The sequence below is a fragment of the Staphylococcus caseorum genome (assembly GCF_049943195.1).
GTDB classification, from domain to species: domain Bacteria; phylum Bacillota; class Bacilli; order Staphylococcales; family Staphylococcaceae; genus Staphylococcus; species Staphylococcus equorum_A.
The window spans coordinates 2,876,172-2,897,735 of the sequence record NZ_JBNFUA010000001.1 but is presented as its reverse complement, the minus strand read 5'-3'; the positions used below and the strand labels follow the sequence as shown (position 1 = coordinate 2,897,735).

Annotated in this window: 23 protein-coding genes; 16 read left to right on the top strand and 7 right to left on the bottom strand. The window is 34.4% G+C overall.

What is annotated here, in order from left to right:
- Positions 1-7 precede the first annotated feature (7 nt).
- Positions 8-526, bottom strand: coding sequence for a thioredoxin domain-containing protein (locus ACP3TL_RS14315; protein WP_069832704.1), 519 nt, complete (start codon positions 524-526; stop codon positions 8-10).
- 210 nt (positions 527-736) lie between these two features.
- On the opposite strand from ACP3TL_RS14315, the gene ACP3TL_RS14310 reads away from it, so the two are divergent.
- The 4 genes from ACP3TL_RS14310 (at position 737) to ppk1 (ending at position 7,375) form a co-directional block, all read left to right on the top strand.
- On the top strand, positions 737-1,813 hold the full coding sequence (locus ACP3TL_RS14310) for a M42 family metallopeptidase (RefSeq protein ID WP_069817041.1): 1,077 nt from the start codon (positions 737-739) through the stop codon (positions 1,811-1,813).
- Between the two features lie 279 nt (positions 1,814-2,092).
- On the top strand, positions 2,093-3,631 hold the full coding sequence (locus ACP3TL_RS14305) for an AbgT family transporter (protein ID WP_277575776.1): 1,539 nt from the start codon (positions 2,093-2,095) through the stop codon (positions 3,629-3,631).
- A gap of 218 nt (positions 3,632-3,849) precedes the next feature.
- Entirely contained in the window at positions 3,850-5,379 is a 1,530-nt protein-coding gene (ppx, locus tag ACP3TL_RS14300; protein WP_069832705.1) for an exopolyphosphatase, read from the top strand.
- A 67-nt stretch (positions 5,380-5,446) separates the two neighbouring features.
- On the top strand, positions 5,447-7,375 hold the full coding sequence (gene ppk1, locus ACP3TL_RS14295; protein ID WP_285326474.1) for a polyphosphate kinase 1: 1,929 nt from the start codon (positions 5,447-5,449) through the stop codon (positions 7,373-7,375).
- A 100-nt stretch (positions 7,376-7,475) separates the two neighbouring features.
- Here the strand turns inward: ppk1 and ACP3TL_RS14290 are convergent, their stop codons facing one another.
- Complete coding sequence (locus ACP3TL_RS14290; RefSeq protein ID WP_069832707.1) at positions 7,476-8,339, bottom strand: hypothetical protein; 864 nt, start codon at positions 8,337-8,339, stop codon at positions 7,476-7,478.
- Between the two features lie 153 nt (positions 8,340-8,492).
- On the opposite strand from ACP3TL_RS14290, the gene dsdA reads away from it, so the two are divergent.
- The 10 genes from dsdA (at position 8,493) to hisIE (ending at position 16,961) form a co-directional block, all read left to right on the top strand.
- A complete protein-coding gene (gene dsdA, locus ACP3TL_RS14285) occupies positions 8,493-9,794 on the top strand; it encodes a D-serine ammonia-lyase (protein ID WP_069832708.1) in 1,302 nt (433 codons plus the stop codon).
- A 255-nt stretch (positions 9,795-10,049) separates the two neighbouring features.
- Positions 10,050-10,865 (top strand): ATP phosphoribosyltransferase regulatory subunit, encoded by an 816-nt coding sequence (locus ACP3TL_RS14280; RefSeq protein WP_069832709.1) that lies wholly within the window; start codon positions 10,050-10,052, stop codon positions 10,863-10,865.
- A gap of 19 nt (positions 10,866-10,884) precedes the next feature.
- Complete coding sequence (hisG, locus tag ACP3TL_RS14275; RefSeq protein WP_069832710.1) at positions 10,885-11,502, top strand: ATP phosphoribosyltransferase; 618 nt, start codon at positions 10,885-10,887, stop codon at positions 11,500-11,502.
- Positions 11,492-12,754 carry a histidinol dehydrogenase gene (hisD, locus tag ACP3TL_RS14270; protein WP_370736937.1) on the top strand — a complete coding sequence of 421 codons (1,263 nt, stop codon included), beginning with the start codon at positions 11,492-11,494 and terminating at the stop codon, positions 12,752-12,754. The genes hisG and hisD overlap by 11 nt, the downstream gene beginning before the upstream one ends.
- The gene (locus ACP3TL_RS14265; RefSeq protein ID WP_069832712.1) at positions 12,747-13,751 is read left to right on the top strand and encodes a pyridoxal phosphate-dependent aminotransferase; all 1,005 of its coding nucleotides are present in this window, start codon (positions 12,747-12,749) and stop codon (positions 13,749-13,751) included. The genes hisD and ACP3TL_RS14265 overlap by 8 nt, the downstream gene beginning before the upstream one ends.
- Positions 13,729-14,307, top strand: a complete 579-nt coding sequence (gene hisB, locus ACP3TL_RS14260; protein WP_277575640.1) for an imidazoleglycerol-phosphate dehydratase HisB — start codon at positions 13,729-13,731, stop codon at positions 14,305-14,307. The genes ACP3TL_RS14265 and hisB overlap by 23 nt, the downstream gene beginning before the upstream one ends.
- Positions 14,304-14,879: an imidazole glycerol phosphate synthase subunit HisH gene (gene hisH, locus ACP3TL_RS14255; RefSeq protein WP_069817062.1), complete on the top strand. Its 576-nt coding sequence runs from the start codon at positions 14,304-14,306 to the stop codon at positions 14,877-14,879. The genes hisB and hisH overlap by 4 nt, the downstream gene beginning before the upstream one ends.
- Positions 14,876-15,580, top strand: a complete 705-nt coding sequence (hisA, locus tag ACP3TL_RS14250) for a 1-(5-phosphoribosyl)-5-((5-phosphoribosylamino)methylideneamino)imidazole-4-carboxamide isomerase (protein WP_069832714.1) — start codon at positions 14,876-14,878, stop codon at positions 15,578-15,580. Before hisH ends, hisA begins: the two co-directional genes overlap by 4 nt.
- Positions 15,577-16,335, top strand: a complete 759-nt coding sequence (hisF, locus tag ACP3TL_RS14245) for an imidazole glycerol phosphate synthase subunit HisF (RefSeq protein ID WP_069832715.1) — start codon at positions 15,577-15,579, stop codon at positions 16,333-16,335. The genes hisA and hisF overlap by 4 nt, the downstream gene beginning before the upstream one ends.
- On the top strand, positions 16,332-16,961 hold the full coding sequence (gene hisIE, locus ACP3TL_RS14240; protein WP_069817068.1) for a bifunctional phosphoribosyl-AMP cyclohydrolase/phosphoribosyl-ATP diphosphatase HisIE: 630 nt from the start codon (positions 16,332-16,334) through the stop codon (positions 16,959-16,961). Before hisF ends, hisIE begins: the two co-directional genes overlap by 4 nt.
- A 151-nt stretch (positions 16,962-17,112) precedes the next feature.
- On the opposite strand, the gene ACP3TL_RS14235 is transcribed toward hisIE, so the two are convergent.
- Entirely contained in the window at positions 17,113-18,030 is a 918-nt protein-coding gene (locus tag ACP3TL_RS14235) for an ABC transporter substrate-binding protein (RefSeq protein WP_426433217.1), read from the bottom strand.
- Between the two features lie 177 nt (positions 18,031-18,207).
- On the opposite strand from ACP3TL_RS14235, the gene ACP3TL_RS14230 reads away from it, so the two are divergent.
- Entirely contained in the window at positions 18,208-18,576 is a 369-nt protein-coding gene (locus tag ACP3TL_RS14230) for a VOC family protein (RefSeq protein WP_277575641.1), read from the top strand.
- Between the two features lie 83 nt (positions 18,577-18,659).
- Here the strand turns inward: ACP3TL_RS14230 and ACP3TL_RS14225 are convergent, their stop codons facing one another.
- From ACP3TL_RS14225 to ACP3TL_RS14215, 3 genes are all read right to left on the bottom strand, one after another.
- Positions 18,660-18,845: a hypothetical protein gene (locus ACP3TL_RS14225; protein WP_176721522.1), complete on the bottom strand. Its 186-nt coding sequence runs from the start codon at positions 18,843-18,845 to the stop codon at positions 18,660-18,662.
- Positions 18,846-18,892: 47 nt separating this feature from the next.
- The gene (locus ACP3TL_RS14220; RefSeq protein WP_069832718.1) at positions 18,893-19,393 is read right to left on the bottom strand and encodes a GNAT family N-acetyltransferase; all 501 of its coding nucleotides are present in this window, start codon (positions 19,391-19,393) and stop codon (positions 18,893-18,895) included.
- Positions 19,394-19,478: 85 nt separating this feature from the next.
- A complete protein-coding gene (locus ACP3TL_RS14215; RefSeq protein WP_069832719.1) occupies positions 19,479-20,183 on the bottom strand; it encodes an SDR family oxidoreductase in 705 nt (234 codons plus the stop codon).
- 187 nt (positions 20,184-20,370) lie between these two features.
- Here ACP3TL_RS14215 and ACP3TL_RS14210 point away from each other — a divergent pair, with 187 nt between their 5' ends.
- Complete coding sequence (locus ACP3TL_RS14210) at positions 20,371-20,640, top strand: DUF1413 domain-containing protein (protein ID WP_069817078.1); 270 nt, start codon at positions 20,371-20,373, stop codon at positions 20,638-20,640.
- Between the two features lie 437 nt (positions 20,641-21,077).
- Here ACP3TL_RS14210 and ACP3TL_RS14205 read toward each other — a convergent pair whose 3' ends face one another.
- Complete coding sequence (locus ACP3TL_RS14205; RefSeq protein WP_069817088.1) at positions 21,078-21,263, bottom strand: hypothetical protein; 186 nt, start codon at positions 21,261-21,263, stop codon at positions 21,078-21,080.
- Positions 21,264-21,564: the final 301 nt, after the last annotated feature.

The window sequence follows — 21,564 nt, the reverse complement described above, 5'->3', positions numbered from 1 at the left end:
CTTTTTTCTAATGACTTGCTTCATTTATTTGTTGCGTTAGTTTTGTTTCTATTGTACTTTGCGCATCTTCTAATGGATTGAACTCAAATTTCTTATCATTTATAAATACTGTTGGTATGCCTTTGATTCCACGACTAAACGCTTCTTCAGTAATCGCTAAAGCGCGTTCATCAGCTTCTTTCTGAGGTGATAAGTTAAACTCTTGCTGCATTTTTTCTTCTATAGTAGCAAAATCAACTGTCCATTCTTTTTGAGTGTCATACAATTTACGTATAATTTCTAGTGTTTCATCAGTATTTTGATAATCTAAATGAATATTTGCAACCGTACCTTTTAATAATCCTTGCTTCGTTTTATCAAAATGCTTAATTACATGTTGTACTTTCCCCTGATCTATCAGTGGTTTTAATGATTGATCTGCGGCTTTAAAATAATTTTTACAATATGGGCAAGCCAAATTTATAAATGATTCCACTTTAACAGGTGCTTTTGATGAACCTAATGTAAGATGTTGAACTTCTGTCATATAAAACCCCTCCACTTTGTCTATATTTATATTGAAACATGCTTATTCTTTTTATGCACACTTTTAGTCTGAGTGATTTAGTAGGAATTTTTATTTTTCAAATAAACTAACGACTTTCCTCACTGCTTAATCCCCCCTTACAGTCAAAATGCTATGTAATCGCATACTTCATGTTAAAATAAAGTTATCAATTTTAATGGGAGGCATTATATGAACAATTCAGTGAAGTTATTAAAATCTCTAACAGACGTTGATGGTATTGCAGGCCACGAAATGGCAGTTAAATCTTTAATGCACGAATATTTAACACAAGTAAGCGATGAAATCATAGAAGACAATCTAGGTGGTGTTTTCGGTAAAAAGACTGCCACTACAAGTAATAAAACATTAATGGTTGCTGGTCACTTAGATGAAATCGGCTTTATGGTGACTAAAATAGATAATGACGGTTTCCTAAAATTCACCCCTATTGGTGGCTGGTGGAATCAAGTCATGCTCTCTCAAAAAGTAACGGTAACTACAGATGATGGTAGAAAAATCAGAGGTATTATTGGTTCAAAACCGCCACATGTATTATCACCGGAAGAACGCAAAAAAAACGTTGATATGAAAGAAATGTTTATTGATATTGGAGTTAAAAGTAAAAAAGAAGCACAACAATTCGGTATTGAATTAGGCAATATGGTCACACCCTATAGTGAATTCGAAGCATTAGCGAATAATAAATATTTAACTGCAAAAGCTTTTGATAACCGTTACGGCTGTGCACTTGCAGTAGATGTATTACAAAACCTTAAGAACGAGACAATTGACATCAATCTTGTCTCAGGTGCCAATGTTCAAGAAGAAGTTGGGCTTCGAGGTGCTAAAGTAGCTGCCAACAAGATTAAACCTGACTTGGCTATAGCTGTAGACGTTGCTGTCGCATATGATACACCAGGAATGTCTGGTCAAGTAAGTGATACAGCAATTGGTAATGGTCCTGTTGTTATTTTAATGGATGGATCTAATATTGGCCATGTTGGTTTTATGAAACATATTAAAGCAGTGGCTAAAAAACATAATATTACGATTCAATTAGACACTACTGCTGGCGGTGGCACAGACGCAGGAAGTATTCATGTAGCGAATGAAGGGACACCAACTGTCGCTATTGGCGTCGCATTACGTTACATGCATTCCAATGTTTCTGTGTTACACACGGATGATTACAAAAATTCAGTAGCCTTAGTTACAGAAATTATTAAATCTCTTAATGACGATGTGGTTGATCAAATCATTTGGTAAGCTACGAGTTAACTGAGACACAGTATTCAAATATAACTTTACAACAAACATAGCGTGAATTTATATAAGCTATACGGGAGCGGGACAGAAATCAAAAATTGATTTTCTATCCCCTCTCTTTTTTTAAACTTTTCAAATGAAATTTTTGAATAAATACACGAACGTTCATATATGCAATATATATTTAAAATTTGAAAATTATAATGTTTTCAGAATATTTATTCTATTTTTATTCTTAATTTGTTATACTACCGATAACTTATTAGGGAGGTCGTTATGATGGTTTCGAATACTAAAGATAAGCCAACGCTAATAAATAGATTTTTGAATATTGTAGAAAAAGTTGGAAACAGATTACCTGATCCTAGCATTTTATTTTTCTTAATGTGTGTAGGACTCGCAATACTTACTTGGGTTGTATCATTGTTTCAGATTTCCGTAAAACATCCGGGCACAGGCGATACCATCGCAATCAAAAGTATTTTGAGTAAAGATGGACTATCGATGATTCTGAATGACGCCATAAAAAACTTTTCAGAATTTCCGGCATTAGGTCTTGTCCTTGCAGTCATGCTTGGTATTGGCGTAGCAGAAAAAACAGGTTACTTCGATAAATTAATGATTCAAGTCGTACATAAGGCACCTAAGCATTTCATTGTGCCGGTCATTATTATTATAGGTATCTTAGGCAATGCTGCTGGTGATGCAGCGCCGATTGTGTTACCCCCATTAGCAGCTATGGTCTTTATTAAATTGGGCTACCACCCTATTGCAGGTTTAGCAATGGCTTACGCATCTGCACTTGGCGGATTCTCTGCAAATGTCATGATTGGTATGTCAGACGCATTGCTTTATGCATTTACAAAACCAGCTACAAGCATTGTTTCTGATAGTGTGCATGTCAACGTAGCAATGAACTGGTACTTTATTGCAGCAAGTGTGCTCATCTTATTGCCTTCCGTATATTGGGTTACTATGCGTTTTGTCATTCCTAGATTAGGTAAATATGATGATTCTAATTCAGCTATTCAAGCAGATGATTCTAATTCAAAACTCACACCTCAAGAAAACCGTGCCGTATTTTGGGCTAATATCAGTTTTTTTGTATTAATTATATTGCTTATCATTTTAGCTATACCGCAACAAAGTTTTCTGAGGAATGCTAACACAGGTAGTTTACTGAATGATGCACCTATCATTAACGGCGTCGGCCTAATTATTTTAGTATTATTTTTAGTTCCTGGTTTAGTTTATGGCATTATGGTAAAAGAATTTAAAAGTTCTAAAGACTTAGGAAAAATGTTAGCTGATTCAATGTCATCTATGGGTTCCTTTATTGTCATTGTGTTTTTTGCAGCTCAGTTACTTGCCTTTTTAGAGTGGAGTAACCTAGGCATTATCGTTGCCGTTAAAGGTGCTTCAATACTTCAAGGTCAGAACGGCGTTGTGCTTATCCTAGGTATTATCTTATTAAGTGCACTGATTAATTTATTGATTGGTAGTGCATCTGCCAAATGGGGTATTTTAGCACCTATTTTCATACCGATGCTTATCATTGTAGGTTTCCATCCAGCATTGACTCAAATGCTGTATAGAATTGGTGATTCCATTAGTAACCCAATTACACCTATGATGCCCTACTTGCCATTGCTATTATCTTATGCACAAAAATATGATAATGATATGAAATTAGGTTCTTTATTATCTAGTCTAATGCCCTATACAATTATATTAAGTATCGTGTGGCCATTATTCATGATTGCTTGGTATTTATTAGGTTGGCCGCTTGGTCCAGGTGGTCCTCTACATGTAAAATAAGTTATTAAAATAGAGACAGACACGCAGGAATCATTTCCGTGTCTGTCTCTTTACTTTCAACAGCACTAATCTCTGAAATAACTAAAGTGTAGTTATACTTTTATTAAGTAATATTAAAATTATAGATCACATTTTTTTATAAATATTGTAATATATAAGTAAGAAAAGGGTAAATACAGTACAAGTAAAGTAAAATAACCTCATTTACTTAGGAGGAAATTATGGAACGTATAGGATTAATAGATATTGGTTCAAATACCATTCGACTCGTTATTTTTGAATTTGATCATAAAACAGGATTAAATGAAATATTAAATATCAAAACACCAGCAAGATTAAGCCAATATTTAACTGAAGATTTGGCCATGAATGATGACGGTATTGAAGTATTAACTAAAGCATTGCGCAGTTTTAAAAAGGTTGCTGACAAGTTTAATATAGATGAATTACATCCGGTAGCAACTGCAGCCATTAGACAATCTATCAACCAAGATCAGATTATAGAACATATCAAGAAAACACTTAACATCAACACTAAAATTATTTCAGAACAAGAAGAAGCATTTTATGGTTTCTACGCTATTACACATACTACTGACGTTAATGACGGCGTATCTATCGATATCGGTGGTGGCTCTACAGAAGTTACACTTTTTAAAGATAAAAAACTAATAGATTCGCATAGTTTTCCATTTGGTGTCGTTACTTTGTCCCATCGATTCTTTGAGGGTAAAGACCATAATGATAAATCAGCAATCAAAAATATGGAAAAGTTTTTAGTTAAACAATTTGAGCAACTTTCTTGGTTAAAAAATCAAGAAGTCACTTTAGTTGGTATTGGGGGTTCTGCACGTAATGTCGCGCGCATTCATCAATCTGAACACTCATATCCTATCGGCGGGGTTCACAACTATGCAATGACTGAAGCGCATATTGATGAAGTCTACTCAATCATTAAAAAAAGTTCATATGATGATTTAAAAGATATAGATGGTCTAAGTAGAGATCGTGTAGACATTATTCTACCTGCAGTAGCTGTCTTCAAGTCATTATTTAATAGAATTAACGCGAAGCAATTCACTTTTTCTCGAAAAGGACTGCGTGAAGGTTATGCGATGAAATTAATTTCTGAACGTCATCCAGAAGAGTTTAGAAAAGAGAATATTCGTAAAGACGCGTTATACCATTTAGCTAATGAATATCGTATTGAGGAAACAAGTGCAAAACAACGTGTGAAGTTAGCACAAACATTATTAGAACAATTAATAGGCTTTAAAAAATTAGAAGTCACTCAAAAAGAAAATGAACTATTTGCCGAGGGTTCTTTCTTGTATTACTTAGGGAGATTTATTGATGCTGATTCAAGCTCACCGCACACTTATTATATTATCGCGAATTCAATGATTGATGGTTTTCCACACGAAGATCGAGTGAAACTCGCTTTACTTGCTAGTTTTAAAAATAAGTCGTTATTAAAATTCTTTAGTCATGAAACAAAGTGGTTGCGCGGTAAAGAACTAGATAACATCCAATGCTTAGGTGGCATTATCAAGTTTGTTAATGCGCTTAATGTGTCTCATACGAGTTCTGTAGAGCAAGTAGAATTACAACAAAATGATGATGGTTACACCTTATATGTATACTACAACGGTGAACCTATCGCTGAAGAATATCAATCCTTGAGGCAGAAAAAACATATTGAAAAAATCTTAAAAGATGACCTATCTATCATCTTTACAAAATCTTAAAATTTATATGATAAGTTATACGTAGCAAAATCCAATATTCAGACTACAACGAGGTGTAATTAGAGTTATGCATAGAAATTTGGGAGCAAAAGATTTGAACCTACCACAATACTTTAATAATAGAGAACTCAGTTGGTTAGATTTTAACTATCGCGTATTACAAGAAGCAAGTGATAAAAACAATCCATTGCTTGAACAACTTAATTTTGTTTCGATATTTAGTTCGAATTTAGATGAATTCTTTATGGTACGTGTAGCTGGGTTACAAGACCAAGTCAAAATGGGTTATGACAAACCAGAAAACAAAGCCCAATTAACACCAAAACAACAACTTAATCAAATCAATATCAAAAATAAACAAAATGTTGACTTACAATATAAGCGTTATAACGAATTGGTAGAAGATTTACGCCAACATAAAGTTGAAATTGTTCAACCAGATGAATTACCTGAATCGTTATTATCTCAATTACAATCAGAATTCAAAACGGGCATTTTACCAACGTTAACGCCATTAGGAATAGATGCCTATCATCCCTTCCCAAAACTAAATAATAAAAGCCTGAATATCTTTGTTGATATAGATACTGAAGATGCCATTAACTCTGCAATTGTTCAAATACCTTCCTTAATACCAAGGTTTTATTCATTAAATAAAGGCGATACGCAATTCATTATTATGGTTGAAGACATCATTACGCATTTTATCAATGATTTATTTAGTGGATATGAAGTATTAAATACTTTTACGTTTAGAATTACTCGAAATGCTGATTTAACTATACATGAAGACGGTGCGGAAGACCTCCTCATTGAAATTGAAAGGTTTTTAAAGGAGCGTAAACGTGGCACTGCTGTACGTTTAGAAGTAGATGGCCGATTCGCTACACATGAAGACATTGTCGACTTTATACGTGAAGCCGCTGAAGATCCAGACACAATTGCTATTAAACAAACGCTTTATCGTGTAAGTAAAGATTCTCCTATTATTAATAGCTTGAAAACGGCTGCTGAAAATGGGAAACAAGTTACCGTACTTGTTGAGTTAAAAGCACGTTTTGATGAAGAAAATAATGTGCATTGGGCAAGAATGTTAGAAGATGCTGGCTGTCACGTTATATATGGGATGACCCATTTAAAAACGCATAGTAAAATTGCCCTTGTAGTCAAACGTATCAATAATAAACTCACTTCCTTTATTCATCTAGGAACCGGAAACTATAATGATAAAACGGCTAAATTATATACAGATATGGGCTTAATTACTACCAACGATGCAATTGCTGAAGATGCTCTAAACTTTTTCAATTATCTTAGTGGGTATTCAGTCAAACCTGTTTACAATAAACTCATCGTTGCGCCATTTGATATTAGAGATGTCTTCTTAGCACGCATAGACAATGAAATTCAAACACATCACGAACATGGTAACGGCAATATTATAATGAAGATGAACTCTTTAACAGATAAAGATATTATTCTTAAATTATTTGAAGCCTCTTGCGCCGGCGTAAAAGTTCAACTTATTATTCGTGGTATTTGCTGTCTCAAACCAGGTATTCCGGGTATTAGTGAAAATATAGAAGTCGTGAGTATCGTGGGTCGCTTTTTAGAACATTCACGCATTTACTATTTCCACAATAATGGAGATGAAAAAATCTATCTATCTTCAGCAGATGCCATGACACGTAACATGATTAAACGTGTAGAAATCTTATTTCCTGTTGAAGACAAAGTCATTGCCAAACGTTTATTAGATTATATGAACCTTCAGCTATCTGATAATCAAAAAGGACGTTTTCAAGACGCACATGGACGTTATCATTACATCCAAAATAACTTGTCACCATTGAACTCTCAAGCTTATTTAATGAAGGAAGCGGTGAATTATGGTCAACAACTTCAAGATGAAGTATCGCAGCCACAACCTCATGTTGTATCAGCCAATTCACCTCAAGGTTGGTTCTCTAAAATACGTCGCACCTTCAAAAAATAATCCACTACATTAAATATAGCGCTGAATGCTCCGTTTAAAAGTGAGCACCCAGCGCTATTTATTATGTTTTTTGCCATACAATAGCGCTAGCCATTATATATTAATAGTGCTTCCACACATAATTATAAAGTTTAGACATCACCCACTTGTGTATCGGAGCTTGTGATAATAAATATACTAGCCAAGGCAATGCGGGTTCATAATGGTTCAAACCAATCACACATCTATAACTCGATGCTGACGTTCTAAATTCGAGCATCCCATTTTTTTCTCCTTTTGCACTTACTAGTAAACCGCCTGTTACTTTTAAAATGAAATTGGTTGGTGAGCTGTATGCTTTTTCCATTTTTATTAATGGATATGGAAGAAACTTCAAGCTAATTTCAAAACGTTGCTCTGTTTGCTTAATTCTAATCCATCCTAAACTACATTCTTTTAAATATTGTTCATACATACCAACAAGTTGTATTGCATTGATTTCTTTTGTAAGTAACATATGTTGAAATGAATAGACTTTTTTATATTTATTTTGCATAGGTCTCGAGCATTTACCTATTTTGTTTATAACTTTAGATGCTGACATATCGATTACTTTGACGTTTTGCGAATCAAATAAATTTTTAAAATGATTATTATACTTTTTTTCCACGTTTAATATGTGAATCTTCTTGTCACTATATGAAGGTAAGGTCTGTAATATATTTTCAATAGCCCACACATGCATACTATGCGAATGCCCTTGTAAATATGCATTGGGAAGCGCTGCTTTATTCGTTATATATATAATATGATGCATTTGTTTTAAAGTACGTTGCAATTCATAAGTTTGGAATACATTTGTTGCCATAAAACCACTATTCAAATGCGCAATATTGTTATTTGTATAAACTTCATGATGCTTTTGTAATTTCTTAATTAATTGACTACCTAAATAACAATTCGCACCAAATATAAACACTTTCATTGTTATCGCTCCTATTTACGCTCTAGTTGATAATTGATTTGATATTTTTTAAAAACGACGCATCAAATGATATCATTCGTATCATTCGCATTTTAACACACTATTTTTGCTATAATTAATAAATGAAAGATTTCGTATTATAGGAGGATTTTTATGCTAGAATTAGAAAAATTAAAACAAAATTTCCCTTTAATTAATGATATGCAACAATATAAACCTATTTTTTGGGAAAATCCCAAATTTCGTCAAGTTGAAACACTGCCATTTTCAATAGAAGATATGGAGGACGCAGCATTACGTCTCGAACGATTTAGTAATTATATACGCAAAGTATTTCCTGAAACAGAGAAAGATCATGGTTTAATTGAATCACCATTAAAGCCCATACCCTTTATGCACAACCACCTTTCTCAAACGGAACAATATGGAGCTAACGGGAAGTTATGGCTTAAATGCGATAGCCATCTTGCTATCTCAGGTTCTATCAAAGCTCGAGGTGGTATTTATGAAGTCCTTAAGCTGGCTGAAACGATAGCAATGGAACATGGTGGTCTCAAATGGACAGATGATTATCGTATTCTAGATGAACCACATTATAAAGAATTGTTCAGTAAATATAATGTTTCTGTTGGCTCAACTGGCAACTTAGGTTTAAGTATAGGTATCATGAGTGCCAAACTTGGTTTCAGTGTTACTGTACACATGTCTAGTGATGCCCGTCAATGGAAAAAAGACTTACTACGTGCGCGTGGTGTAGAAGTCGTGGAACATCAATCTGATTACCAATTTGCTGTTGCTGAGGGTAGAAAAAGTGCAGAACATGATGCATCTTGTCATTTTGTTGATGATGAAGGTTCTGCTGATTTATTTTTAGGTTATACTGTAGCTGCATTACGCCTAAGAACACAATTAGAGCGTCAAAATATTCAAGTAGATGCTGACCACCCTCTTTTTGTCTATTTACCGTGTGGCGTTGGTGGCGGACCTGGTGGTGTTGCTTTTGGATTGAAAAAAGTCTTTGGTGAACACGTTTATTGTATTTTTGCCGAACCAACCCATGCACCTTGTATGTTACTTGGCATGATGACGCAATTGCACGATGAAATTTCAGTGACTGATATTGGGTTAGACGGACGTACCGATGCCGATGGACTTGCTGTGTCACGCCCTTCCCGCTTAGTCGGTCAAATCATGAATACACTTTTATATGGCGCATTTACAGTTGAGGATAAGCAAATGTATCGCTACTTATATATGTTAAGTGAAAAAGAAGATATCTTTATCGAACCATCTGCCGCTTCAGGTTTTGCTGGCATTGCTGAAGCTACAAAACACGCTAAAAACAAAGGGATTCATATAGAAAATGCCAACCACATCGTGTGGGCTACAGGTGGAAACATGGTACCAAAAGAAGAAATGATGAAATACATCGCCTATGGTCAGAGTTTAATTTAAAATAGATGATCACTATTTAGTTAGATAATTGGAAGCGGGAATATGAAATCAAAGTTTGATTTCATCATATTCCCGCTCCTTTTTAATCATTTCCTCCCATTTTTTAATAAGAAAATTTTAGTTATCTCATTTAAATCAAATATCTATTTTCAGAATATTTATTGAATTTAAAAAATAACTATGTTAAAGTATTCTTTATCAATCCACTTTAGTTCGGTAGAGTGACAAAGTAAAAAGACAAAGGATGGTCATATTATGAATACAGCAACACTTATTAATAACAAAGAATTTGAATTAGCGTTTTTAAAACATTTTGAACAAGCTGGATTCAAACTTGTAGATTTCAGTTTTATCGAATCACTGTCGTGGCAAACACTGACTACAGACGATTTACAGCAAATGACTGAGCGCAGTTTCTGGCAACATGACCATCATATCTTTGCATTACGCAATGATTTTACCGATCAATTATTACGTTATTACAGTAATTATCCACCACAATATCAAAGTGTCGCGTACACCGGCCCTATTGTTCGTGATAATGAAGTCTATACTCAATTAGGTATCGAACATTACAATCCAACCATTACAGATATGCAAAATGACTTCATCACTTTTTATGACTATATCAAAACAACTTTAAATGATGATATTGATTTTGTGATTTTAGGTCATTATCAACTGATAGATTTACTTCTATCTCCTAAAGAACAAACCAAAGAGGTATTGAAACTCATACAGGAACGCAATATTTCAGAACTTACATCTCAATTAGGTATAGCGCACCCGGTAGTTCAATTACTTACTACTAAGACAACAGAACAACTTGATTTATTAAGTCAGTTATTCCCACATGATCATCGTACAATACAAGCATTACTTCGATGGGAACAGTGGTTTAAATCTCAACACATAACTGATATTCACTTAGATATCACTCCACAACCACCACGTTCTTATTACAAAGGTGCTTTTATGAGATGTCATCTTAAAAATAATAAAGCACAACAACTTACAGGTGGTTTTTACAAAGGTGAGTTAGAAGGCTTTGGACTTGGGTTTATACTTTAATTAAAAAGGAGAGAACATCATGCTTACTGTAGCTTTAGCAAAAGGAAGATTACTAAAAAGTTTCATTGCTTATTTGAATGAAGTAGATGAACAAGAACTTGTACGCGCATTGGAACAGAGAGAGCGTCAGTTACTCATCTCTGTAGGAGAAATCCAATTTGTTTTAGTTAAAGGAAGCGATGTACCTATTTATGTGGAACAGGGCGTTGCAGATGTAGGCATCGTAGGTAGTGACATCCTAGAAGAAGGTAATTACACAATCAATAATTTACTTGATTTGCCTTTTGGTGCTTGCCACTTTGCATTAGCGGCGAAACCCGATACAACAACTTTTACGAAGGTAGCTACATCTTATACTAAAACGGCCAGAAAATATTTTGAAGCCCAAGGATTAGACGTAGAATTAGTAAAACTATCTGGTTCTATCGAGTTAGCATGTTTAGTCGATATGGTTGATGGCATTGTAGATATCGTTCAAACAGGTACAACTTTAAAATCAAATGGGTTAGTTGAAAAAGATACAATTAAAAACATTAATGCTAAATTAATTACAAATAAGCAATCTTATTTTAAAAATTCAACCGAGATAGATGATTTTATACAAACATTGGAGGTGTCTCTCATTGATTATAAATAAAGCTACATTTTTAGAGAACTATTTAAATCAATCCGCATTAAATGAAGCATTATATCCTCTAGTTAAGGATATTTGTGACAATGTAAAACTTCAAGGTGATCAAGCTTTAAAAGCTTATAACCAACAACTTGATCATGTGGAGACATCAGAACTTGAAATTCCTTATGAAACTTTAGAAGCGGCTTATAGTCGCATTGACGATGCATTACGTGACGCACTTCAACAAAGTCACTCACGTATCAAAGCTTATCAAACATCTATTAAATCCACGGAACAACAAGGTTCTAATGAATGTTATGAAATGTATCATCCATTAGAACGTGTCGGTGTATACGTACCCGGTGGTAAAGCAAGCTATCCGTCTACTGTGTTAATGACTGTTACATTAGCTAAAGTAGCTGGCGTTAAAAATATTTTTGTTGTCACACCTCCACAAACTCAAGGATTACCTGATATTGTTTTAGCAGCTTGCTATATTGCAGGTGTCGATAGGGTATTCCAGGTCGGTGGCGCACAAAGCATCGCAGCGCTTGCTTATGGTACAGAAACAATACCTAAAGTAGATAAAATTGTAGGTCCAGGCAATCAGTATGTTGCCTACGCCAAAAAATATCTTTTTGGTCAAGTAGGTATCGATCAAATTGCTGGTCCAAGCGAAATAGCCCTAATTATAGATGAGACGGCTGATTTAGATGCTGTAACTTACGATGTATTTGCTCAAGCAGAACATGATGAACTTGCGAGAACGTTTGTGATTAGTGAAAATAAAGACTTATTACAACAACTCGAACAACGCATTCAACAAACTTTAAGCCAAATTGAACGTCAACCTATCGTTCAAGCAAGCCTAGCAAACAATCATTTTTTAATTTCAGTAGATAATTTTAATGAAGCATGTGATTTAATGAATCAAATCGCGCCAGAACACGCATCAATTCAAACAGCTTCACCACGTGATTACCTAAATCACGTGCGTTATGTAGGCGCACTATTCTTAGGACATTATTCTCCAGAAGTTATAGGTGATTATGTAGCGGGTCCAAGTCATGTATTACCGACCAATCAAACTGCGAGATTTACCAATGGTTTATCCGTCAATGACTTTTTAACACGTCATTCTGTGATTGATCTATCTGAATCTACTTTTGAGAAAATTGAAGGCTCTGCACGCAAGCTTGCTCATATTGAACAACTTTATAACCATGAACAATCTATAGAAATTAGATCACCAAAGGAGCCACGTGATGATTAGAATTAACAAAAATGAAAGTCCACTTCGTCCATTATCCGATTCACAATTGGCAACAATTATTCAAAAAGCACCATTTAATTTCTATCCAGATGACGAATATGAGCGCTTTAAAACAGCTTATGCAAATTATTATAACCTTTCAGCTAAACAAATTATTGCAGGTAATGGTTCTGATGAATTAATTCAAAAGTTAATGCTGATTATGCCAGAAGGTCCAGTACTCACATTGAATCCAGATTTTTTCATGTATCAAGCCTATGCCTATCAAGTCGATCGTCCAATTGAATTTGTGAATGCTGAGCCAGATTTATCATTCGATTTAGAGCATATTTTACAACGTATAGATGCAGTTCAACCCGCGTTCTTTATCATGAGTAATCCACACAATCCGTCAGGCAAGCAATATAGCCAGACGTTCTTAAAAGCAATTGGGGATAAGATGGAAACATTAGGCGGCTATTTCATCATAGATGAGGCCTATTTAGATTTTGGTAATACTTATCAAATAGAGATGCAGCCGCACATTTTACAAATGCGTACACTTTCAAAAGCCTTTGGCATCGCTGGATTAAGATTAGGCATGCTGATTAGTACGCCCGAAACAATTCAAGAAATTAAAAGGATTGAGCACCCTTATCCATTAAATACAATTACATTGCATATTGCTTTATATATGTTTGAACATACAGAAATGCTTAACAATTTTATAAATCATCAAAGACAACTTGCTATGAAATTACGCAATATGTTTGATGATTTAGTATCAGATATCATGGTCGTATTTCCTTCCTCGACTAACTTTGTTTTAACAAAGGGAACTGCAGCACAAAGTTTAGGCGCATTTATTAAAGCGCACGGTTTTCTACCCAGAGTCTATGACGAAAACGAAATGGCTGATTATGTTCGTTATTCTATAGCTACAGATGAACAATTAGATGAATTAATCGCAATCATTAAAAACTGGAGGTCTCAATATGGTTTATCAAAAAACACGTAACACCGCTGAAACCCAACTAAGTATTTCTCTCGCAGACGATCAGCGTTTAAGTAAGATTGATACTGGTGTGGGGTTTCTAGATCATATGCTCACCCTCTTTACTTTCCACAGCAAATTGTCAATTATAATAGAAGCAAACGGTGATACGGAAGTCGATGATCACCATGTAACTGAAGACATTGGTATTGTGCTTGGTCAATTATTATTAGAATTAGTTAAAGAACGCAAAAGCTTTCAACGCTATGGTGTAAGCTATATTCCTATGGATGAAACACTTGCGCGCTCAGTTGTAGATATCAGTGGTCGCCCATATTTATCATTTAATGCACAATTAAGTAAAGAAAAAGTAGGTACTTTTGATACGGAACTTGTAGATGAATTCTTTCGTGCATTAGTGATTAACGCACGATTAACAACACATATTGATTTATTACGTGGCGGTAATACACACCACGAAATCGAAGGCATATTCAAATCATTCGCACGTGCACTAAAAGAAGCTTTAGCAGGTAACGATTCAGAAGGCATACCCTCTTCTAAGGGTGTGATTGAATGATTGCTATCATAGACTACGGTCTAGGAAATATTAAAAATGTACAACGTGCGGTGGAACATTTGGGCTATGAAACGATACTGACAGATGATCAAAATGAAATAGAAGCTGCAGATATGATCATATTACCTGGTGTTGGTCATTTTAAAGATGCAATGCAAGCGATTCAAACACGTGGTTTAGCAACAGTGTTACAGTCAATTACAGATAAACCAATTATAGGCATCTGTCTTGGCATGCAACTCTTATACGATTGGAGTGCAGAAGGAAATGTTGAAGGTTTAAAACTTTTCCCAGGAAATATTGTTCCGATTCAAACACCCTATCCTGTGCCACATTTAGGCTGGAATAATTTAATTAGCAACCACCCTCAATTGGCACAAGATGTATACTTCGTACATTCATATCAAGCTGAAATGTCTGAACATGTTGTAGCTTTCGCTGAATACGGTGATCCCATTCCAGCAATTGTTCAATATAAACACTATATCGGCATTCAATTTCATCCAGAAAAAAGTGGAGCCGATGGATTAGCAATACTCAACCAAGCATTGAAAGGCGGTTTCTTATTATGATTAAACTCTGGCCAGCAATTGATTTAATCAATGCTACAAGTGTGCGACTAACTGAAGGTAAATATGATTCAGAAGAAAAAATGCCACGTAGCGCTGAAGAAAGCATCAAATTTTATAACCAGTTTAAGTGTGTTGATCGTATTCACATTGTCGATTTAATCGGCGCAAAACAGCAATCATCTATTGAAAGAAATTATATAAAAGAGTTAAGACAACTTACTGACAAACCAATGGAAGTTGGTGGTGGTATTAGAAGCATCGACACAATAGAAGCATATTTCAATGACGGTATTGATTATTGTATTGTTGGTACGAAAGGGATTCAAGATTTAGCATGGTTAGAACAAATGGCAAATCAGTATCCAAATCGTATATACATTTCTGTTGATGCTTATCGTCGTGATGTAAAAATCAATGGTTGGGAACAAGACGCTCAACTAGATCTATTTGATTTAGTTAACAAAATCGAACACTTTCCACTTGGTGGCATTATTTATACAGACATTTCTAAAGATGGTCGACTTGAAGGACCTAACTTTGAAATAACAGGACAATTAGTTGAAGCATCTGACAAACAAATTGTCGCTTCAGGTGGTATACGAAACCAACAAGACTTAACACAGTTAGAATCACTAGGCGTCTATGCTGCAATCGTCGGTAAAGCAGCGCACAATGCTGATTTTTGGGAGGGATTATCATGATTAAAAAGAGAATTATCCCCTGTTTAGATGTAAAAGATGGTCGCGTAGTTAAAGGGGTTCAATTTAAAGGGTTACGAGATATTGGCAATCCAGTAGACTATGCACTTTATTACAATGACCAAGGTGCAGATGAGCTTGTCTTTTTAGATATTTCTCGAACTGAAGCAGGTCATGATCTTGTACTTGATGTCATTGAGGAAACTGCCGAAAAATTATTTATTCCACTTACGGTTGGCGGCGGGATCGCTACTTTAGATGATATCTCACAATTACTTAATCATGGTGCAGACAAAGTTTCACTGAATTCAAGCGCACTTAAAAATCCAGAGTTCATTAAACAAGCGAGTGAAAAGTTTGGAAGTCAGTGCATTTGTATCGCTATTGATAGCAATTATGATGACGAACTGAACGACTATTATTGTTATACTCACGGTGGTAAACAACGTACTGATAAGCGTGTATATGATTGGGTCCAAGAAGTAGAAGCATTAGGCGCAGGTGAACTACTCATCACAAGCATGACACACGATGGTATGAAACAAGGCTTTGATGTGAAACATTTACATGACATTGAACAACTTGTAAATATTCCTGTCATTGCTTCAGGTGGTGGCGGAAAACCAGATCACTTTGTTGATTTATTTAAACAAACAGATGTCTCTGCAGGTCTTGCGGCAAGTATATTACACGATAAAGAAACCACTGTAGATGAAATAAAACAAACGATGGCACAAGGAGGTATTCCCATTAGATGACACAACAACCTGATTTTAGTAAAGGACTCTTACCAGCAATTTTGCAAGATGTTGATACAAAACAAGTGCTCATGCTTGGCTATATGAACGAAGCAGCATATAACAAAACTTTAGCAGATGGCATTGTTTGTTTCTATTCTCGCTCTAAAGAACGTTTGTGGACCAAAGGCGAATCTTCTGGACACACGCAAGTAGTTAAAAATATTCATTTAGACTGCGATCAAGATACACTACTCATCGATGTTGTGCCAAATGGTCCAACTTGCCATACTGGGAGCCAAAGTTGCTTTAATACCGACGTTCCTTTTAATATCCAACAATTAGAACAAACTGTAACTTCAAGTGCACAATCCAATAAAGAGAACTCATATACACAATATTTGTTAAATGAAGGTCTTGAAAAAATTACCAAAAAATTTGGTGAGGAATCGTTTGAAGTTGTTATTGGCGCGATGAAGTCTGATCGTCATGAAGTGACAAATGAAACTGCAGATTTAATGTACCATCTATTCGTATTATTACATGCTTTAAATATTAAATTTGAAGACGTCGAAGCTGTATTAGCACAACGTCATCAGACCTCAAATAACTTCAAAGGCGAACGTAATGATATAGACAATTGGTAAAAACAACACTTACTTTACTTCGACGTGAATCCTATTTAATTTTGATAACGTAGCAAGTTGATTGCTACCATTCGATTTTAAATCATAAAAAAGAGAGCGGTACAGAAATCAAAATTTGATTTCATATTTCCGCTCTCTTTCACTTTATATTTTATTTGTTTTTCAAAAGTTCTTTTTTGAAAAATTCTGCTTGTTTTTCTACTGAGATCAAATCAGCATAAATGGCTTCATCCATTGAATAATAAATCACATTGTCATTTTGTACAGCTTCGTTATTATGCCATATGTTCGACTTAACAAATTCATTGTTCAGTTTCCCACCATCTTTTGTTGGTAAAAGTAAATAATCGCCTGAATAGTCATTGAATTTTTCTTTAGGTACTTTCATGAATTTTTCTTTTGGCATCGCTTCTTTAGCTTCAGGATCTTCTTTTAGTTTAAACCCTTCGTAAATTGCTTCACTGCCTCGTCCAAACCTAGGTCCAAATTGATAAATATCTTTTGCTTGAATATCCATAATTGAAAAAGTTTTATCTTCCCCAATGGCTTTTTTAATTTCTTCACCATCTTTTGCTAACTTTTCAGATAGTTCATTGGCTTGTTTCTTAGCTTTGCTTTCTTTGTTTACTAACTTACCAATTTCAATATGAGTATCTTTATAGTCCATATTTTGTACTTTTATAGGTACTGTTGGCGCTATTTTAGATAATTTTTTATTATTTTTATTTTCTTTATATGTAATAATCAAATCTGGTTTCAATTTAGCAGCAGCTTCTACATTTTCTGGATCAATTTTCTTAACTTTCCCCATGTCTAAATATTTAGAGTCTGGATATACATTCGTAATGCCAACAGGTTTAACACCTAATTTTTTTAAGTTCCCGTAATTTGCTGTTAAAACTAGGACTCTCTTCGGATCTTTAGGTATTTTAACTTTACTACCATCCTCTGTAGTATAAGATTTCGTCCCCTTATCATCTTTTGCATCTGATTTATTAGATTCATTGCCACTACCACATGCCGCTAAAAACATTATAAAACATAATATTAAGCATAGTATTTTTTTCAAATTGATAACCTCTCCCATTATATACTACCCTTATTATAATTGAAATTGATTATCAATTGCAATTTAATTATACTTTTACAAGAAATAAATATATACTATATTTAATAAGCTAAATAAAAATACTGTTCTTTTAATTATCTTTTGATATTCTAAAATTATATTAAGGAGATGACTGAAATGGAAAATTACTTTTTAGGAATTGATCATGTACAAGTTGCTGCCCCAGCCAATCGTGAATCAGAAGCTCGCGCATTTTATTCCGACACACTTGGATTCAAAGAAATTACAAAACCTGCTAACTTAGCTTTAAAGGGTGGCGTGTGGTTTCAAGTCGGTCATCAACAATTACATGTTGGTGTTGAAAATGACTTCTCACCAGCTAAAAAAGCACACCCTGCTTTTCTCGTTCATAACGCTACTGACGTAAGAAAATTACTTGAATCTAAAGCAATTGAAATTATATATGGGGACGAACTTGAAGGTGCCGATCGTTTTTATATTTATGATCCATTCGGCAATCGAATTGAGATTATTGAATGGTTATAATTAGGTTGTTTATTAGAGTCCTTAAAAATACGCCTTGCACATAATCATTCATGTACGAGGCGTTTATTAGGTAATTTATGCAATTATAATTGTTCATCTATCAATGTTAAAGCAATTTCTAATGCTTGAATTCTATTTTTTAATAATGTCGTTCGACTATTTGGATTTCCTTTTTGTTCTAATTGCGTTAGCGATTTTTGACATTTTGTTAAAAGCGAGCGTATTTGTTCCCTACTTTGTTGTAATTCTGTTTTTGTATACTGTTCCATCATTTTCTCCCACTGCTGCCTTACTAATCACAAAGTTTAAAATCAGCTTAAAGTTCTAAACACATTAATTCTTCATCATAGTAAACAGTTCCATCGTATAGTGCTTTCGGCTCAGTTCCATAACGCTTAAATCCTAACTTTTCATATAAATTAATTGCACGTTTATTTTCACTAAGCACGCATAAATTGATTGTTTTTACTGTGTTTTGTTCAACCACATAATCAATGATTTGTTGAATCAGTTGCTCAGCTATACCTTGACGTCTATATTGTGGGTGACAATATACTGAAACTAAATTACCTTTATGCTTTATTTTTTCTAAAGTCTCGCTATAAAACGTCGCAATACAAACCAGTGTTGCTTCATCAAAAGCCCCTACAGTAAAATGAGTAGCTGTATTTTCTAACCTCACTTTGAATTTCTCAATCGGAAATTCAATCTCACTAGCATAAGTAGAAGCAAAGCCATTAGGGTCTGTCTGGAGTGAATTGAGTCTTAGTAATCGATACTGTGATACATCAGCTTCACTTAAATATCTAAAGTTCATTTAATCACGCCTTTCAGTCTATCGCTACAAGTATCATCATAGACCCCTAGCGCTACTTGAAGTTAGGGGTCTGCATTATATTATTCTATACTGGTCGTACAGTTACTTCGTTCACATTGACATGGCTCGGTTGTTGTAATGCATATATAGCTGCTTCTGCAATATCTTCAGGGTCTAATTTCTTACGTTCTCCCCAGTCCGTTTCTCCACTTAAAGGCGTATCAACCATTCCCGGTGAAATACTTGTCGTCCTAACGCCTGTCTTAGCCAATTCTTTTTCTAAACCTTGTGTTATCGCATGTACAGCTGCTTTTGACGCACTATATAATGTACTTTTTTTCGTTACTTCAAATCCAGAGATAGAAGCTATATTTATAATATGACCACTTGATTGACCTAAAAACGTTGGTAACACTGCATTTATGCCATAAAGTGTTCCTTTAACATTCACATCAATCATTGCATCCCACGCTTCTACATCACCGTCTGTAATTGCTGAAGACAGCATTTGGCCAGCACTATTTATTAATATATCTATACGGCCAAATTTGTCTTTTGCAGTTTGGACTAAACGCTCAACATCTTTTTTGTCTGTAATATCCACTACTAATGTCTCAACGTCTGCATTGTCTGCTGTTTGAATACGTTGGGCAGTATCGTTTAAACGTGATTCATTACGTCCTGACAACACCACTTTCACTCCATGACTTGAAAGTACTTGCGCAATGCTTGCACCAATTCCACTACTTGCACCTGTAACAATTGCAACTTTATTTTTCAATTCAACCATTTATAACTTCCTCTCTTTTTAATATATGTAATTGCTTCTTTATATTTCCACATTGTATCATGCAGTTGTAAGGATAAATAAATAATTGAATTTTGGTTATCTTGTCAGATTACTTATTTCGTTATAAAGTAAGTGTGTATAATAAATATAAGTAGCAACATGTTCGATGCTTAAAGGAGGATGGCTCATGAATTTTGAAGAACGCTTAGCTAAGTTACGTGAAACAATCGGTAAAACAAGCTTTGATTTTCGATTTGAATCATTATTTGATAAAGAAGAATGGATTAATATGAAGATACCACAGCGTAAACAATTAGAACGTGAATTTCATAAATTTATAGAACAAAACGACCATTTACGCATACCTTACACTACCGAGGATCATATTCGTATGCGCTTGTATAATTTAGTTTATGATTACAATGAAATTAAACATAATTTTAAAGCCTATATTTGATTCCATCATACTAAGTTAACGGTTTTGTTTGCACTTTATATACAATACAAAAGGGAGTGGGACAGCAATCTAATTTTTCTAATAAAATTTCGTCGTATGAACCCAGCCCGGCACAGCTACTGTAAAATGGAATACAAGCGCTTCAGCGCTTGCATAAGAACTACTTGTCTTCATAAATGAAGTAGTAGTTCTTTAAAAGCTTGATATAAGCGCATTTTCAATTCAGTCAGCCACTGCCAATATAAAAAACTGAGGCTAAGACATGTGATATGTCCCAGCCTCTTTTTAAGCTTTTAACGGATGAACGGTAAATCATGAAAGTTGATAATGGGGAGAAAATCATGCTAGAAGTTGAGTGATAACTTTCATTATTGCACAGTCATAACGAGAGATATACTCAGCTCCAAAATCACTCGATGCACGCAGTGTATAAATCATTAACTAGCTACTTTTTTTGCAAGTCCATAGTTGTATAATTTCTCTGCATCAATGTAAGCGATATAATCAATACTTCTGTATCCATCTTTAATATCATTGATAATGCCTTGGTTTACGCCGGTATGCGTGTAAATATCATAACTGCTTTCATTTGAAAAAATTACTTCCTCAATTACTTTTCTCATTATAATCACTCCGTATTTTTGCTTTCGCTAAGCTTTATCTATCTTCTACACTTTCATCATAATAGATAGTGACTTAATTTGAAAGTATTTTGTGATTTTTTTCACAAATTCATCACTTTTAATCTTTTTGTATTTATTAAAATCGTTTATTAATTGACTTCTCAAATTAATTGAAGCGATTCTTCCATTTTCATATCGTTGAAAGTATCCTTATATCATTATTTTTATAGACATACATAAGTTATAAGTTCCTTATTACGATCTTTCACAAACAGCTTTTTTATTAAAAAAATAACCTTTT

Bases quoted from the DNA above. Each gene is read 5' to 3' on its own strand.
- ACP3TL_RS14315 (WP_069832704.1), bottom strand. From the start codon at position 526: ATGACAGAAGTTCAACATCTTACATTAGGTTCATCAAAAGCACCTGTT.
- ACP3TL_RS14310 (WP_069817041.1), top strand. From the start codon at position 737: ATGAACAATTCAGTGAAGTTATTAAAATCTCTAACAGACGTTGATGGT.
- ACP3TL_RS14305 (WP_277575776.1), top strand. From the start codon at position 2,093: ATGGTTTCGAATACTAAAGATAAGCCAACGCTAATAAATAGATTTTTG.
- ppk1 (WP_285326474.1), top strand. From the start codon at position 5,447: ATGCATAGAAATTTGGGAGCAAAAGATTTGAACCTACCACAATACTTT.
- ACP3TL_RS14290 (WP_069832707.1), bottom strand. From the start codon at position 8,339: ATGAAAGTGTTTATATTTGGTGCGAATTGTTATTTAGGTAGTCAATTA.
- dsdA (WP_069832708.1), top strand. From the start codon at position 8,493: ATGCTAGAATTAGAAAAATTAAAACAAAATTTCCCTTTAATTAATGAT.
- ACP3TL_RS14280 (WP_069832709.1), top strand. From the start codon at position 10,050: ATGAATACAGCAACACTTATTAATAACAAAGAATTTGAATTAGCGTTT.
- hisG (WP_069832710.1), top strand. From the start codon at position 10,885: ATGCTTACTGTAGCTTTAGCAAAAGGAAGATTACTAAAAAGTTTCATT.
- ACP3TL_RS14265 (WP_069832712.1), top strand. From the start codon at position 12,747: ATGATTAGAATTAACAAAAATGAAAGTCCACTTCGTCCATTATCCGAT.
- hisB (WP_277575640.1), top strand. From the start codon at position 13,729: ATGGTTTATCAAAAAACACGTAACACCGCTGAAACCCAACTAAGTATT.
- hisH (WP_069817062.1), top strand. From the start codon at position 14,304: ATGATTGCTATCATAGACTACGGTCTAGGAAATATTAAAAATGTACAA.
- hisA (WP_069832714.1), top strand. From the start codon at position 14,876: ATGATTAAACTCTGGCCAGCAATTGATTTAATCAATGCTACAAGTGTG.
- hisF (WP_069832715.1), top strand. From the start codon at position 15,577: ATGATTAAAAAGAGAATTATCCCCTGTTTAGATGTAAAAGATGGTCGC.
- hisIE (WP_069817068.1), top strand. From the start codon at position 16,332: ATGACACAACAACCTGATTTTAGTAAAGGACTCTTACCAGCAATTTTG.
- ACP3TL_RS14230 (WP_277575641.1), top strand. From the start codon at position 18,208: ATGGAAAATTACTTTTTAGGAATTGATCATGTACAAGTTGCTGCCCCA.
- ACP3TL_RS14225 (WP_176721522.1), bottom strand. From the start codon at position 18,845: ATGGAACAGTATACAAAAACAGAATTACAACAAAGTAGGGAACAAATA.
- ACP3TL_RS14220 (WP_069832718.1), bottom strand. From the start codon at position 19,393: ATGAACTTTAGATATTTAAGTGAAGCTGATGTATCACAGTATCGATTA.
- ACP3TL_RS14215 (WP_069832719.1), bottom strand. From the start codon at position 20,183: ATGGTTGAATTGAAAAATAAAGTTGCAATTGTTACAGGTGCAAGTAGT.
- ACP3TL_RS14210 (WP_069817078.1), top strand. From the start codon at position 20,371: ATGAATTTTGAAGAACGCTTAGCTAAGTTACGTGAAACAATCGGTAAA.
- ACP3TL_RS14205 (WP_069817088.1), bottom strand. From the start codon at position 21,263: ATGAGAAAAGTAATTGAGGAAGTAATTTTTTCAAATGAAAGCAGTTAT.